We start from the raw sequence: 14,904 nt of genomic DNA, 5'->3' as shown, positions 1-14,904 counted from the left end.
TATGGAAGCAATTCTAGATAGATATAATAGTACTTCGATAGAAGAAGTAAAAGTTTGGTTTAAAGCCGCTAGTATTAATGATTTTCCTGCCGATGGAGGTGCTTGTGTTAAGTATAAAAACAAACAAATAGCTGTATTTAATTTTGCCAGAACAGGAAAATGGTATGCATGTCAAAATGTATGCCCACATAAAATGGAAATGGTATTAAGCCGTGGAATGATTGGTGATGACAAAGGAACTCCAAAAGTTGCTTGCCCACTACATAAAAAAACATTTTCATTAGAAAATGGAGAAAACCTTAATGGTGATATTGATCCTATTGCCACGTACCCTGTTAAAATTGAAGGGGATAATGTATTTATTGGATTTGCTGAATAGCCATTAGCAAATTCGTAAATAATCAATTAATTTTGATTTTTGTTTTTCTAGGGTCGTTACTTTGTAGCGACCTTCTTTTATCATTTTTTTTAACCCTAGAGACTTATATATTTATTACAAAAGTCGTAAAGTTTGATGATCAATATTACAAAAAGAAGCCCATTGAATATTAAAACTTTTAAAATTCAATAGGCTTCTTTTTATACCATACCAATTCGAACTAGCATGATTGTTCAAAAATTAAAATTGGATTTTAACGAGTACAACGCATCATCTATTATCCGCAGCAAGATAAACTGTAGCTCCTTCTAATAATTCACCTCGTAAACTTTTATCTACTGGGTTTTTCGATAACCATATATTAAATATTGCTCTTTTAAATCCAAGATCACCTACAGTCCCTAATTTTTCATAATTAATATAAAGAGAAACACCTAAATTGGGCTCATAAACAACATCAATTTTATCTCCAATTTTAAGTACTAAGCCTTCAATATGTTTTAAAAACTCATCAATTTCGCTACCATATTTAGTAATGATATTTTTATCATTTCCATCAATAAAACCTTTACGAAAAGCTTTTACCATTTTATCATGTGATACCGCTTTTGATATAATATCCATGCGGACAATCATCGCTTCATCTTTTTCAATAATATCCTTAGCATTAGAATTAGGCTTATTCATATATAAACCACAGGCATATATATCTACCCAAAGCAGTTCTCTAAGTCCCGCACCGTTTAAAATTAATTGTTTATTTTTAAATCTGTACAAAATTGGCAGTGCCGCTTTTCCAACAATTTTTGATTCTAAATTTAGTCGGTTGATATCCTTATTATTTAGCTCTTGATGTTGAGTGCTTGGTGCTGTTTTCGAAATAATTCGTTTCACTCTTGTTTGAGCTAAAGAACAATAACTTGTTAAAATAAGTAATAGAAAAAAATGTTTCATGTAATTACGTATTAATTTAATTTTGGGACTACAAAACTAAGCATACTCAACACGTAAAACCTTGAATACCAATAGAAATAACTATAATTTAATCGTTTAAATACCAATTAAATCGATAAAGTGTAAATTTTAAATCAAAAAAAACTCTAAAACATTAATATACTGCACTTTAAAACACAACAATACACTTTATTCTTACATAACTGCATTAAATTAGATTATATAATAACTCCTAAAGATGATGTCAAAAAACATTTTCATTTGACTATATCTATATCATTTAAAAAACTCCTTCAGCAATAGCTCTTACATTATCTGATTTCCCCATGGAGTAATAATGTAAACAGGGCACACCATAATCCAATAATTCTTTAGATTGTTGGATCCCAAATTCAATACCTATTTGGCGTACTGCTTTATTATCTTTAGCTTGTTCAATTTCAGTAATTAAAGACTGTGGCATATCCAACCAAAATACTTGTGGTAATATTTGTAAATGTCTTTTCACTGCCACTGGTTTAATCCCTGGAATAATAGGTACAGTGATTCCAATTTTTCGTGCCGCTTCAACAAATTTAAAATAACGCTGATTATCAAAAAACATCTGAGTCACTACATAATCCGCCCCAGCATCTACTTTCTCTTTTAAACGCTTTAAATCAGCTTCCATACTTGGTGCTTCAATATGCTTTTCCGGGTAGCCCGCAACACCAACACAAAAATCAGGTTTCTTTTTCATTTCAGCATTTCCATGCAAAAATTTACCTTCATTCATCTGTCTAATTTGTTTTACCAAATCAATAGCGTAGGTGTTTCCTCCTTTGGCTGGTACAAAATATTTTTCCCCTTTCATTGGATCTCCTCGCAAAGCGACCAAATTATCGATTCCTAAATAATGACAATCGACTAATAGGTATTCTGTTTCTTCTTTAGTAAAACCACCACATAGCACATGTGGAATGGCATCTACTCCATATTTGTGTTGTAATGAAGCACAAATCCCTACTGTTCCGGGACGCATACGTGTAATTTTTCGATCAAACAATCCATCTTTTTCAATGTATACATACTCTTCTCTGGAGGTAGTTACATCAATAAATGGCGGATTAAAGTCCATTAAAGGATCTATATTGGCATATAAATCATTTATATTACTTCCTTTTTGCGGTGGTACTATTTCGAAGGAAAACAAGGTTTTACCCGCCGCTTTCTCAATGTGCTCAGTTACTTTCATCTATACTTTTAAACGAACACAAAAATAACTTGAAGAGTTGAACATTGCTAATAATTAGCCCAAGAAATTACGTTATAGTGCTACTTTTTTTACACAATAAAAAAATATAATATAGATCAATAAAAAAAATAAATATCCCTACATAAAGTACCATAGGATGTGCCCCACCTAAACTATTTACTCCTACCAAGCCTACTAATAAACTTGCTGCGGCTGTACCTAAACATTTATTTATTGCTATACTTAATGATTGTCCATAGGCTCCTCCCCTATCATAATACATTTTGATAAATAAAGATGACATGATTAATCCCATTACAGAACTTGAATACACCGCTCCAGGAATAAGCCCTAATTGTTGCGCAAAAATATATTGAAAAACACTCCCTAACACTAACAAACTTATGACCTTACCATAAAACACAAAACTAGAGGTAGACTCACTTTTTGTATACACTAAATAAATATAAAGTATAATACAATCAAGTAAAAGCCAAGCTCCATCGAACACTGTGGAAACATGTGTCCACCCCGCTAATAGGCCTCCTTGATAGGTATTAAAAGCTTCCCATGTAATGTTTAACACCAAAGCTAAAAAAGGCATGGTGTGTATTTTATATTTAAAACCTATACGTATACATTCAACATATGTTATGGTCCAACAAATACCACAAAATAATGTTAAAAATAATTTTAAGCTCATCCAAGTAATTGTTAATAAAAACAAAACACAAATATATCAAGCCTGACTATAAAAGCAATACCCCATATTATATCTTATTCGCATTAATATAGAATAAAATTAAATATTCTATATTTTTTTAACTTTTTTCGTAATTTTATAAGAATAGCCAACTTATCTAAAAGGAATACGAATCTTTATCAGAATTTCTATATGAACTCACCTTAAAACTCAACATTATGAAAATCATTAAAAAAATTCTCGTCCTTATTGCCCTAATAATAGCACTTCCACTTATTGTGGCATTGTTTTTAAAAAAAGATTACAAAGTTCAAAAATCAATTACAGTTAATAAACCTAAACAAGAAGTCTTTGATTATATTAAGCTATTAAAAAATATGGATAATTACAGCCCTTGGGCAAAAATTGATCCAAATATGAAAAAATCATATCGAGGTACTGATGGTACCGAAGGTTTTGTTTCCTCATGGTCCAGTGAAAACAAAGATGTTGGTGTGGGCGAACAAGAAATTGAAAAAATTGTCGATGGTGAAAGTATTGATTTTAAACTTCGGTTTTTTGAACCATTTACGGCTAATGATCATGGCTATTTACTAACAAATGCTATATCTGCTAACCAAACCAAGGTAACTTGGGGTTTTGATGGCCATATGGATTATCCTTCTAATATTTTAATACCACTTATGAAATTTGAAAAAATGATTGGTGACGATTTTTCTGAAGGTTTGAATAATCTGAAACACCTTTTGGAAAAATAATATCAACTATATTGTAAGTAATTACGGTCATCTATTTATTTTATTCAGGTATTCTTATAAAAAAATACCTGAATAAAATAAAATTATTCCGTTTACAAAAAATACTGTAAAACCTAATAAAGTTTCATTTTAAAATCAATTTCATATACTTTTACACGCATGAATACACCACAAATTAACAAAGCTTACGAAGCATTCGATCATGCCAATTCAAAAGATCCTAATACTGAAATTGTTAATAACACCCCTATTCCAAAAGAATTGATTTACGGTCAACGCATGACCAAAGTTTTATCACAATTTGCTCCAAACGCTCCTATTGCGTTACAATTGGCCGCAAGGTGCCAACATATTTGCCGTTGGGAGATCCCTCGAAATGCATATGAAATGAATCGGGTAGGTTACTTAACTTGGCGTACCGAATTAAAAAGGTTTCATGCTAAAACAGCCTCCGATATTTTAAATCGTTTAAATTTTGATTCCGAAACTATTGAGCGTGTTGCATTTTTGTTAGAAAAAAAACGCTTAAAAAAAGATGCGGATACCCAAACCTTAGAGGATGTAATTTGTCTAGTGTTTCTTGAATATTACTACGAAACTTTTAGAAAAAAACATACCGATGAAAAGGTTATTGATATTGTACAAAAAACCTGGAAAAAAATGTCTGATGCTGGTCATGAAGCTGCATTAAAAATAAATTATTCCGACAAAGGATTATCTTTAATTCAAAAAGCCTTAGGTTAATGAATAGTAAAGAATCCTTAGATGACAAAACCTTTAGCACATTAAGTAAAGTTTACATGATTGCTTTAGGCTTTATTGCTTTTTTAGTTATAGTGACACAAGTATTTATTCAAGGAGCTTTGGCTAATAATGACTTTGATGCACAAATAATTAATATTGCGGGAAAACAGCGCATGCTGAGTCAAAAAATAAGCAAAACTATTTTGCTTTGGAATTCACCGCTTCAAATAACAAGGGATAATAATAATGAATTAAACAATTCATTAAAAGAATGGTCTGAAGCACACACACTTTTAAAAAATAATTTAAATACCTTACCTAAATCATCCCGAAAAACAACTCTTGAAAACCTTTTTTTTGAAGTGAATCTTGAAATTAATGAGTTGTTAGTCATAAGTAAAAAAATTCAAAATTCTATTCACAGTGATAAAATAGAGGCAAACAAATGGATTACTGCTTTTATAAAAAAAGAACCCGCATTTTTAAATAAAATGAATGACTATGTATATGCTTATGAAGCCTATGCCTCGGAAAAAATTAATACTATAAAACGAATTGAATATATTGCCTTTGCTTTATTATTTCTACTCCTACTAGCTGAATTCTTTTTACTATTTAGACCAGCAACTAGTAAAATTAAAACGACTATTTCGGAACTTATTCTATCCAAAGATAACGCTGTTAAAATGGCTGAAAAGGCCAACACTGCCGTAAAACAAAAAAATGAAACCTTAGAAGAGCTACAAGTACTTCAAAAAGCTATAAATCAAAATTTATTTTTTGCTCGTATTGATCAAGATGGCACTATAATTTCAAGCGGAAAAAAAATGCAAGAAATTATCAATAGAGAGAAGAGTAATTTAAAACATATTATTTACGAAAATTTAGGCTTAAATATCCTTCAACAACAAGAATTAAAGCAACTTATTAATTCGCAAAAAGGCACTATTTTAAATCATGAATTTGAAGTTTCCTTTAAACATACTCCAATCGACTGGATGGATATCTCTATTTTTCCTATCAATAAAAATAAAGGAATTGTTGAATACTTAATTGTGTGTTTAGATATATCTAAACGAAAAAAGGCTCAAAACAAAATAGATATTCTTAGAGAGGATAAAATTAAAACTGAATCCGCCATTCAAAAATCGAAAGCTAGCTTAATTGTTGAAGCGCAAGAAGAGGAACGTAAACGTATTGCCAAAGATATACACGATAGCATTGGTCAAATGCTTACGGCATTAAAATTTAATATCGAATCCCTTGATCCAACTCAAAATGAAAAATTTATTGATAAAGTTGATGTTTTAAAAGAGCAGACTAAAAATATTATTTTAGGCGTTCGCATGGCTACTTTTAATTTGACACCACCTGAATTACTGGATTATGGTGTAATTACGGCTATTCAAAAAATGACCAATCAACTTAATAAGTTTACTAAAACCGAAATTATTTTTGAAAATAATGTTGAAGATAATTTAAGGTTTGAAACATTAGTAGAAACAAACTTATATCGAGTTACTCAAGAGTCTATAAATAATGCCATTAAATATGCTGAAGCAACTTATATTTTAGTTTCTATGAAAAAAACTGATCAATTATTAAGTATATCAATCACCGATAATGGTAAAGGTTTTGATCCTTCAAAAATGCCAAAAACACCTAAAGATACTTCAGAAGGAGGTATGGGCTTATTTTTTATGAAAGAACGAATGGAGTATATTAACGGCCGAGTATTTTTAAATTCAACTCCTAGTAGTGGAACCCGTGTGGTAATTAATTATCCCATTGCTGAATAAAAAACATACTATATTTCTGGGTAAAATTACATTCATAACTAATGCATAATACGGGATTAAACTTCTATTGCATAAGACATTCTAAAGCAAATAACTTCATTAAAAAACTCCAAATAAGCATTTTAAGTACTCTTATTCTTACACAATAAGTAATCTTAAATTAACATTAACCCCTTTTTTTATTTAATGTAGGAAATTACTTTAAACAAAGTAAGTAACTTTTTAATTAAAAAATTAAAAAATTCACAATCATCAAATCATTCAAACGATTTCTTTTTTAACGTTTTTTAACACCTTTTAACAAATCAATAAAATGACATTTCATAACACATATTAAATCCTGAAAAACGCACAAAAAAAGTAGTTTTATTTTGCTATGAAAAGGCTGGAAATTAATTATAACCACCTTTAAAATGAAAAATTTAAAATTACACCTATTGCAAAAAATTACTCTTATTTGTCTACTGCTGAATACTCTAAACTTTACCTACGGACAAGGCTGTGCTGTACAAGTCACTCAAAAAGATTTTGACAATACTATGGCTATCAATGCTAGTATGGCTCTGGAAAAATTAAACCAAAAAACAGCAAGTAATACTAATGCTTTAGCTCGGAAAAAAATTACCATACCTTATGTTGCACAAATTGTAACTAGAACCGATGGAACTGGCGGAATCACTATTGAAAAAATTAATGAAGGAATCCGATATGCAAATCAATTTTATCAAGATCTTAATCTCGACATTGAATTAAAGGAGTACCAAAGCCCGCGGTATATTAATTCGGATATTTTCTTTGAATTTCTTCAAAGTGATGAAGCATCAATAACGAGTAAAAATGAAATTGATAAAGTACTCAATATTTATTTTGTAAATAATATAACAAATTCAAATGGGGGGACTTATTGTGGCTACGCCTATTTTCCCGATCCGCAAGATCTTGAAAATGATTTAGATCGTATTTTTATGGATAATGATTGCATGGGCGGTTTTCCAGAAACCACTTTTATCCATGAAATTGGTCATTACCTCAACCTGTTTCACACTCATGAAACCTTCTTTGGAAACGAATATGTAAATGGCTCCAATTGTAGTAGTACAGGTGATTTAATTTGTGATACTCCTGCCGACCCTCAATTATCTTACTCTGTTGTTGATTTTGATTGTAATTATACAGATGCGCAAATGGATATAAATGGTGATACTTATACTCCAAACACCAACAATGTTATGAGCTATTCTAGACATAGCTGCAGAACAGAATTATCACCTATGCAAATAGAAAAGGCTAGATTTACTGCCGAAAACTACAGAGCAGATTTAAAACAATTTACAAGTATTGCCCAATCTCCTTATAATGGTGTTGCCCAAACGGTACCAGGAACTATAGAAATGGAATTTTACGATCTTGGTGGTCAAGATGTAGCCTACAATGATACCGACAAAGGAAATAATGGTAATTCTCTAAGAACTGATGATGTAGATATTGTTGGTGGAAATATAGCTTGGATTCAAAAAGATGAATGGCTTGAATACACTATTGACATTAAACAAGCTGGAAACTATGCTATTGAAGCTCATATTGCTTCTATTTTTACAAATAGCCGATTTTCATTAAGTATTGATGGAGTTAAAATTGGGCAAGATTTTAATGTTTCGAACACCGGAAATTGGGAAACTTACGAAATTGTCTCACAAATAGCTATTCCACTTGGAGCAGGCATAAAAACATTTAGATTTACCAGTATTACTGGAGGTTTTAATATTGACAAAATAAATTTTGATTTACCAGCCACAACTCAAACACCTTATAATGGAGTCGCACAAACTATTCCGGGTAGTATTGAAGCAGAATTTTATGATCTTGGTGGTCAAAATATAGCTTACAATGATACTGGTAAGGGTAATAATGGTAATTATTTAAGAACTGATGATGTAGATATTCAAAAAGGTGCTGTAAACGGAAACGTAGGGTGGATAAGCGCTTCAGAATGGCTAGAATATACTGTTGACATTAAACAAACAGGAAGTTATACTATTACTGCTAATGTAGCTTCGATAACAGCTAATAATACTTTTTCCCTTGCGGTAGAAGGAACTACCATTGGAGAATTGTTTAGTGTACCCAATACTGGTAACTGGCAAAAATATAAAGAAACTTCGCAATCAAATATAACTTTAACTGCAGGGACAAAAGTATTACGATTTGAAACAAATACAGGGAAGTTCAACTTAGATAAAATTAATTTTACATTAACTCCTACAACCCCAACACAATCTCCCTATAATGGTATCGCTCAAACTGTCCCTGGTAGTATTGAAATGGAATTTTATGACCTTGGCGGACAAGATGTAGCTTATAATGATAAAGACACTGGAAATAACGGTAATTACTTAAGAACTGATGATGTGGATATCTACAACGGTATTGTGGCTTGGATTCAAAAAGATGAATGGTTGGAATATACAATTACTGTTGAGCAAACGGGCTCCTACACTATTAACGCTTTAGTTTCATCAATTTTCGCAGATAGATCATTTGAATTATCTATTGATGGTACTACTATTGGTCAACAATTTTCTGTCCCTAATACCGAAAACTGGGAAAATTTTCAGACTAGTACACAAAATAATATTTATTTAACGGCAGGTCAAAAAGTGCTTAGGTTAACATCACTAACTGGTGGTTTTAATATTAATAAAATAGATATTAATGCGGAAAGTTCGTCTTCGCAATTAACATTGGTAAGTGATCATAACCTTATCCAACCTAAAATAACAGTATATCCTAATCCAGTAATTACTGATGCGGTTATCAAAGCACCACATAATATTACAAAAATAATTTTGTTTGATACTTCTGGTAATTTTATAGGAAGCTTTAACGGTAATAATACTCCCCTCCTAACATTAAACTTAAGCGCCTTAAAAAAAGGAACTTATATTGCTACTATTCAGACTGATCTCGAAATTTTCACTTCAAGCATTGTAAAAGAATAAAAAAGTTCAATTTTATCATTTAATACGATTTATTGATAAGAATTTCGTATAAGAGCCATCTTATAATTCGCGTTTAAGGTGGCTTTTTTTATAAAAAAAATACCTTTCTAAAGAGCCTAGAAAAGTATTAAGAATGATGGGATATTTTAGCTCTTTTTACGAAAGAATTTCATTTCGATAGTAATCAATAATACCATCAATTGGTCTTCTAACTATATTTCCCATAGTTAAATGATAAGGTAATAAAGCATCTTTAATAATATCTTGACTAAAGTGAGCTATAGACCCTATAAAATGTATAGGTACGTTTTGAGCTTCTGGGAAACACATCACTCTATTTTCAATAAACTTTTTAATTCCCTCGGTAATCAATAAATAGAAATAGCCATTACGTTCTTCACTAGTAAAAATGAATTCAGCAAAATTTGCTAAATAAGTATTTGGGTTTTCATTTCTGTATACATTCTCCTTTATAGCATCGGGAGAAAGATCATAGCGTTTTTCAAATTCATCAGCAATTACTTTAGGCATACGCTTGTAATAATAATCTCTTATTAATCGTTTCCCAAAATAATTTCCACTAGCCTCATCCATAAGTACGTAACCTAAGGATTCTACTTCCATTTGAATATTATCACCATCAAAATAACAGCTATTTGATCCAGTTCCTAAAATACATACAATTCCAGGCTCTGTAGTTGCCGCAAAAACAGCTGCAACCATATCTTCTTTAACCATTATCTCTGCACCTACAAAGTAACTTGCCAATATATCTTCTAAAATTTTAGTTGGACCTGGAGTACCACAACCAGCACCATAAAAGTGTACACTTTTAACTTGTGACTTATAATCTTTTAAATCTTCGTTAGCAAAAAGTCTAGTTTCAAGAATATCTGATTTAAAAACAGCAGGATTCAGTCCTTTTGTTCTCGTTTTAAGCACTTGTTCACCATTGTGATCTAAAAGAATCCAATCACACTTAGTTGATCCCCCATCAGCAAGTAAAATCATAGAATATGTATTAGTAATTAATGATTTATTTGTATAAATAAAATACAAAAAGCCCTGCAAATTTGTACAGGGCTTTTAAAATATGTTATAGGTTACCAATTTTGGTAGCTAAATCAACTAGTTTGGTAGAGTAACCAAACTCATTATCGTACCATGATATAATTTTAAAGAAGTTATCGTTAAGTGCAATACCAGCTCCTGCATCAAAAGTTGATGTATGACTTTCACCTACGAAATCCTGAGACACTACTGCATCCTCTGTGTACTGAAGTACTCCTTTCATTGATCCATCAGCAGCTTTTTTCATTGCAGCTTTAATATCTTCATAAGTAGCAGTTTTTTTAGTTTTAACTGTTAAATCTACTACAGAAACATCGGCAGTTGGTACACGAAAAGCCATACCAGTTAATAATCCATTTAATTCAGGTATTACTTTACCTACTGCTTTAGCAGCTCCAGTTGACGAAGGAATAATGTTATTTAAAGCAGAACGTCCACCTCTCCAGTCTTTTTTAGAAGGCGCATCAACAACCGCTTGAGTTGCAGTAGCAGCATGTACAGTTGTCATTAATCCTTCTGCAATACCAAAGTTATCTTCGATTACTTTTGCTATAGGAGCTAAACAGTTTGTTGTACATGAAGCATTAGATACAATAGTATCTTCTTTTGTCAACTTATCATCATTTACACCCATCACAAACATTGGAGCATCAGCAGAAGGAGCCGAAATAGCTACTTTTTTAGCTCCAGCTTTAATGTGAGCTTGCGCTTTGTCTAATGTTGTAAAAATTCCAGTACAATCAAGAACTACATCTACTCCTGCTTCATCCCACTTTAGATCTTCAGGGTTACGCTCAGCAGTAATTCTGATTGATTTCCCATTTACAACTAGGTTCCCGTCTTTTACATCAACAGTACCATTAAATTTTCCGTGAACTGAATCAAATTCTAGCATGTAAGCTAAGTGATCTACGGCCAAAAGGTCATTGATTGCTACAATCTCCACATCTTCACGTTCAGAAGCAATACGAAAAGCAATTCTACCGATACGTCCAAAACCGTTAATTCCTAGTTTTAAAGTACTCATATTTCAAATTTTAGTTTAATATTTAATTTTATTATAAAGAAACGATATCTGCTACACGCAGTAAATCTCTATCTAACTTTCTATTTTTATCAAGTGCAATGTTTAAATCAACAGTGACCGCTTTACGGTGACTTACTCCAATCATTACATTGGACAAACCTTCCATTAAGGCATCAACTGCGCCTACTCCTAGTTTGCTTGCTAACACTCGGTCTGTACAACTTGGAGCTCCTCCTCTTTGTAAGTGTCCTAGCACAGAAACACGTACATCATATTCTGGTCTATGCTTATGCACATAATCACGCATTTCCAAAATATTCATTCCTTTTTTACCTTCGGCAACAATAATTATACTTGATGTTTTTCCTGTTTTTCTACTATGCGCTAATGATTCCATTAATCGATCAATACTAAAGTCATCTTTTTCTGGAATCAAAATCTCTTCGGCTCCACCTCCAATACCTGCACTAATTGCAATATCACCAGCATCACGTCCCATAACCTCAACTAAAAATAATCTATTATGCGAGCTTGCGGTATCACGTATTTTATCAATAGCATCAACAACAGTATTTAAAGCAGTATCATATCCTATAGTGTAATCAGTTCCATTAATATCATTATCAATAGTTCCTGGTATTCCAACTACAGGAAAATTAAATTCATTATTTAATTTTAATGCACCTGTAAAACTTCCGTCACCACCTATAACAACTAAGGCATCTATTCCTTCCTTCACTAAATTATCATAGGCAACTTTTCTGCCTTCGGGCTCAATGAACTCTAAACATCGTGCCGACCTTAAAAAGGTTCCTCCTCTATTAATTGTATTTGCTACAGATCGAGCATCAAGCTCCACCATATTATTCTCTATAAGGCCCTTATAACCTTCATAAATACCTACACACTTTATATTATAATGCACGCAAGCACGTACCACTGCTCTTATAGCAGCATTCATCCCTGGAGCATCACCTCCGGATGTTAATACTCCTATTTTTGTAATTTTATTAGTCATTGAGTCCAAAAGTATTTTAAATGAATATAATAACCTAATCTAGCAAAAAACTAAAACGTTTTCGGCTAATAAATTGTGTATTTTTTAATAAATTAAGCTTTTCGTTAAAAGAAACTCAACAAATAACTAAATTGTCCGACAGAATTTTTTTGTATTATTAACCACTTAAAAAAGCACCTTAAAATAACGGTCTAAATTTATTTTTTCCCGCTTTTATTTACTCCTTCTTTAAGCCAATTATAATAAATATCGGCATCTGGTGTATATCCTATAGGATTTTGCAACAAATTATAGCTCGTATCCATTAATACGTAATAAGGCTGGGAATTGTTTACAAAATTTATAGTTTGAAAGGTCGCCCATTTATCTCCTATTGTTTTTATTTTTTTTTGCTTTTTAGAATTAGGGAATTGATATGTAAATCTATCGGATTCATTTAGTTTTTCCCTATCATCAACATATAAAGAAATCAACACTACATCATCCTCTAATATTTTTTTCACATTAGGAATACTCCAAACTTGCTCTTCCATTTTTCGACAATTCACACATGCCCACCCTGTAAAGTCAATTAATATAGGCTTGTTCATTTTTTGCGCAGCTGCAAAACCTTCTTCAAAATTGGTATACACATGTTTTCCAAAAGCATGTGAACTTTCTGTTGAATCATTATAAATACTATAAAAAATAGGAGGAGGAAATCCACTCAACAATTTTAGATTAGGCTCTTTTGCTGGCAATATTCCGGGTACTAAATATCCTGCAAAAACAAAGGCTATTACCCCTAATACTTTTCGAGTATTACTTATTTTTTGATTAGGTGCATCATGCGGAAAACGGAATATTCCAAATAAATAAGCTGCTAGACCCAATGAAATTATAATCCAAAGACCTACGAATACTTCTCGTTTTAATAATCCCCAATGTTCTACTAAATCAGCATTTGATAAAAACTTTAAAGCAAAGGCTAACTCAATAAATCCTAAAACTACTTTTACCGTAGTCATCCACCCTCCGCTTTTGGGTAACTTATTTAATAAATTAGGAAACAATGCAAAAAATGCAAAAGGTAATGCTAAGGCTAATCCAAAACCTGCCATACCATATGTTAATTGAATAGCTCCACCATCATTAGATAATGATCCACCAAGCAATGATCCCAAAATTGGACCTGTACAAGAAAAAGATACTAAGGTTAGTGTTAATGCCATAAAAAACACTCCAAGTACACCACCCAACTTTGTAGCTTTTGAATCCATGGCATTACTCCATTTTGAAGGCAATGTAATTTCAAAATAGCCAAAAAATGAAATAGCAAACACTACAAAAATGACAAAGAATAATACGTTTAACCAAGTATTTGTGGATACATTATTAAGCATATCCGGATTTACAGAATCCATTACATGAAAAGGAACACTTACTAATATGTATATGGTTAATATAAACAAGCCATATAACAATGCCTTCATTATTCCTTCTTTGGAACTCCCCGAACTATGCGAAAAAAAAGATACTGTTAAAGGGATCATTGGAAACACACATGGTGTTAATAAAGCGATTAATCCCCCAAGAAAACCTAAAAAAAATAATTTCCATAAACCTTTTTTCTCTGTGACTGACAATTTGTATGCCCCATTTGATTTAACAGGAAGACGTAATTGCTCTGACAACAGCTTATCTTTTTCTGAAATTGAGGCACTTATAGCTCCTGCTTGTGATTTTAAGGTTTTTAAATGGATCAAAAACTCTTTTTCTTCAGGTGGTAAACAACGTTCATCATCACACACCATAAATAATACCGATGCCTTAATCGGATCTTGGTAACCGTCAAGTAATTTTAATTTTTGAGTAAAAACAGCTGAATTTTCAAAATATTTAATATTGATTTCAAAAGTTTTATCAAAACCTTCTATCCCTTTTGGCTCAACAACATTTCCCTCTAGATTGATATTTTTAGCATTTACACTAAACTCTGTTGGTAAAGGTCCTTCATCTCCTTTTAAATGCTGACTATAAATATGCCAGCCTTTTTCAATACTCGCCTTAAATTGAATTTCATATTCATTATTACCTAATTCTTTAGAAGAAGTAGTCCATTTAACTGGATTAAAAACTTGTGCTGAAGCATTAAAAATTAAAAAAAGAAATAGAAATTTTATTAAGAACTTAATGTATACTTTCATATGTTACGCTGTTATCGTTGTTTTGACTAATA

The 14,904-nt window shown here is 31.6% G+C and carries 12 protein-coding genes; 5 read left to right on the top strand and 7 right to left on the bottom strand.

The window, feature by feature from the left end; genetic code table 11:
* Nucleotide 1: 1 nt before the first annotated feature.
* Nucleotides 2–379 carry a nitrite reductase small subunit NirD gene (gene nirD, locus KQA_RS0208045; RefSeq protein WP_010179910.1) on the top strand — a complete coding sequence of 126 codons (378 nt, stop codon included), beginning with the start codon at nucleotides 2–4 and terminating at the stop codon, nucleotides 377–379.
* A 270-nt stretch (nucleotides 380–649) separates the two neighbouring features.
* On the opposite strand, the gene KQA_RS18720 is transcribed toward nirD, so the two are convergent.
* The 3 genes from KQA_RS18720 to KQA_RS0208030 all read right to left on the bottom strand — a co-directional run bounded on the left by KQA_RS18720 (nucleotide 650) and on the right by KQA_RS0208030 (nucleotide 3,270).
* Complete coding sequence (locus tag KQA_RS18720; RefSeq protein WP_010179908.1) at nucleotides 650–1,333, bottom strand: chalcone isomerase family protein; 684 nt, start codon at nucleotides 1,331–1,333, stop codon at nucleotides 650–652.
* A gap of 280 nt (nucleotides 1,334–1,613) precedes the next feature.
* Nucleotides 1,614–2,567 carry a methylenetetrahydrofolate reductase [NAD(P)H] gene (gene metF, locus KQA_RS0208035; RefSeq protein WP_010179906.1) on the bottom strand — a complete coding sequence of 318 codons (954 nt, stop codon included), beginning with the start codon at nucleotides 2,565–2,567 and terminating at the stop codon, nucleotides 1,614–1,616.
* A gap of 67 nt (nucleotides 2,568–2,634) precedes the next feature.
* Nucleotides 2,635–3,270 (bottom strand): transmembrane-type terpene cyclase, encoded by a 636-nt coding sequence (locus KQA_RS0208030; RefSeq protein WP_029209518.1) that lies wholly within the window; start codon nucleotides 3,268–3,270, stop codon nucleotides 2,635–2,637.
* Nucleotides 3,271–3,488: 218 nt separating this feature from the next.
* On the opposite strand from KQA_RS0208030, the gene KQA_RS0208025 reads away from it, so the two are divergent.
* From KQA_RS0208025 to KQA_RS0208010, 4 genes are all read left to right on the top strand, one after another.
* Complete coding sequence (locus KQA_RS0208025; protein WP_010179902.1) at nucleotides 3,489–4,028, top strand: SRPBCC family protein; 540 nt, start codon at nucleotides 3,489–3,491, stop codon at nucleotides 4,026–4,028.
* A gap of 159 nt (nucleotides 4,029–4,187) precedes the next feature.
* Nucleotides 4,188–4,772 (top strand): DUF4202 domain-containing protein, encoded by a 585-nt coding sequence (locus KQA_RS0208020; protein ID WP_010179899.1) that lies wholly within the window; start codon nucleotides 4,188–4,190, stop codon nucleotides 4,770–4,772.
* Nucleotides 4,772–6,571, top strand: coding sequence for a sensor histidine kinase (locus tag KQA_RS0208015; RefSeq protein WP_010179896.1), 1,800 nt, complete (start codon nucleotides 4,772–4,774; stop codon nucleotides 6,569–6,571). The genes KQA_RS0208020 and KQA_RS0208015 overlap by 1 nt, the downstream gene beginning before the upstream one ends.
* A 413-nt stretch (nucleotides 6,572–6,984) precedes the next feature.
* On the top strand, nucleotides 6,985–9,570 hold the full coding sequence (locus KQA_RS0208010) for a carbohydrate-binding protein (protein ID WP_010179894.1): 2,586 nt from the start codon (nucleotides 6,985–6,987) through the stop codon (nucleotides 9,568–9,570).
* 156 nt (nucleotides 9,571–9,726) lie between these two features.
* Here KQA_RS0208010 and KQA_RS0208005 read toward each other — a convergent pair whose 3' ends face one another.
* From KQA_RS0208005 to KQA_RS0207990, 4 genes are all read right to left on the bottom strand, one after another.
* On the bottom strand, nucleotides 9,727–10,581 hold the full coding sequence (locus KQA_RS0208005) for a BadF/BadG/BcrA/BcrD ATPase family protein (RefSeq protein ID WP_010179892.1): 855 nt from the start codon (nucleotides 10,579–10,581) through the stop codon (nucleotides 9,727–9,729).
* Between the two features lie 85 nt (nucleotides 10,582–10,666).
* The gene (gene gap / locus KQA_RS0208000; RefSeq protein ID WP_010179890.1) at nucleotides 10,667–11,668 is read right to left on the bottom strand and encodes a type I glyceraldehyde-3-phosphate dehydrogenase; all 1,002 of its coding nucleotides are present in this window, start codon (nucleotides 11,666–11,668) and stop codon (nucleotides 10,667–10,669) included.
* 31 nt (nucleotides 11,669–11,699) lie between these two features.
* Entirely contained in the window at nucleotides 11,700–12,686 is a 987-nt protein-coding gene (gene pfkA, locus KQA_RS0207995; RefSeq protein ID WP_010179888.1) for a 6-phosphofructokinase, read from the bottom strand.
* Between the two features lie 197 nt (nucleotides 12,687–12,883).
* Nucleotides 12,884–14,872, bottom strand: a complete 1,989-nt coding sequence (locus KQA_RS0207990) for a protein-disulfide reductase DsbD family protein (protein WP_010179886.1) — start codon at nucleotides 14,870–14,872, stop codon at nucleotides 12,884–12,886.
* Nucleotides 14,873–14,904 lie beyond the last annotated feature (32 nt).

The sequence above is a fragment of the Aquimarina agarilytica ZC1 genome, from assembly GCF_000255455.1.
GTDB classification, from domain to species: Bacteria; Bacteroidota; Bacteroidia; order Flavobacteriales; family Flavobacteriaceae; genus Aquimarina; species Aquimarina agarilytica.
Note: the sequence above shows the minus strand (reverse complement) of the source record. Positions and strands in the feature narration are given on the sequence as shown.

What these genes read in the sequence shown, in the direction of transcription:
- nirD (WP_010179910.1), top strand. Translation starts at nt 2, where the DNA reads ATGGAAGCAATTCTAGATAGATATAATAGTACTTCGATAGAAGAAGTA.
- KQA_RS18720 (WP_010179908.1), bottom strand. Translation starts at nt 1,333, where the DNA reads ATGAAACATTTTTTTCTATTACTTATTTTAACAAGTTATTGTTCTTTA.
- metF (WP_010179906.1), bottom strand. Translation starts at nt 2,567, where the DNA reads ATGAAAGTAACTGAGCACATTGAGAAAGCGGCGGGTAAAACCTTGTTT.
- KQA_RS0208030 (WP_029209518.1), bottom strand. Translation starts at nt 3,270, where the DNA reads ATGAGCTTAAAATTATTTTTAACATTATTTTGTGGTATTTGTTGGACC.
- KQA_RS0208025 (WP_010179902.1), top strand. Translation starts at nt 3,489, where the DNA reads ATGAAAATCATTAAAAAAATTCTCGTCCTTATTGCCCTAATAATAGCA.
- KQA_RS0208020 (WP_010179899.1), top strand. Translation starts at nt 4,188, where the DNA reads ATGAATACACCACAAATTAACAAAGCTTACGAAGCATTCGATCATGCC.
- KQA_RS0208015 (WP_010179896.1), top strand. Translation starts at nt 4,772, where the DNA reads ATGAATAGTAAAGAATCCTTAGATGACAAAACCTTTAGCACATTAAGT.
- KQA_RS0208010 (WP_010179894.1), top strand. Translation starts at nt 6,985, where the DNA reads ATGAAAAATTTAAAATTACACCTATTGCAAAAAATTACTCTTATTTGT.
- KQA_RS0208005 (WP_010179892.1), bottom strand. Translation starts at nt 10,581, where the DNA reads ATGATTTTACTTGCTGATGGGGGATCAACTAAGTGTGATTGGATTCTT.
- gap (WP_010179890.1), bottom strand. Translation starts at nt 11,668, where the DNA reads ATGAGTACTTTAAAACTAGGAATTAACGGTTTTGGACGTATCGGTAGA.
- pfkA (WP_010179888.1), bottom strand. Translation starts at nt 12,686, where the DNA reads ATGACTAATAAAATTACAAAAATAGGAGTATTAACATCCGGAGGTGAT.
- KQA_RS0207990 (WP_010179886.1), bottom strand. Translation starts at nt 14,872, where the DNA reads ATGAAAGTATACATTAAGTTCTTAATAAAATTTCTATTTCTTTTTTTA.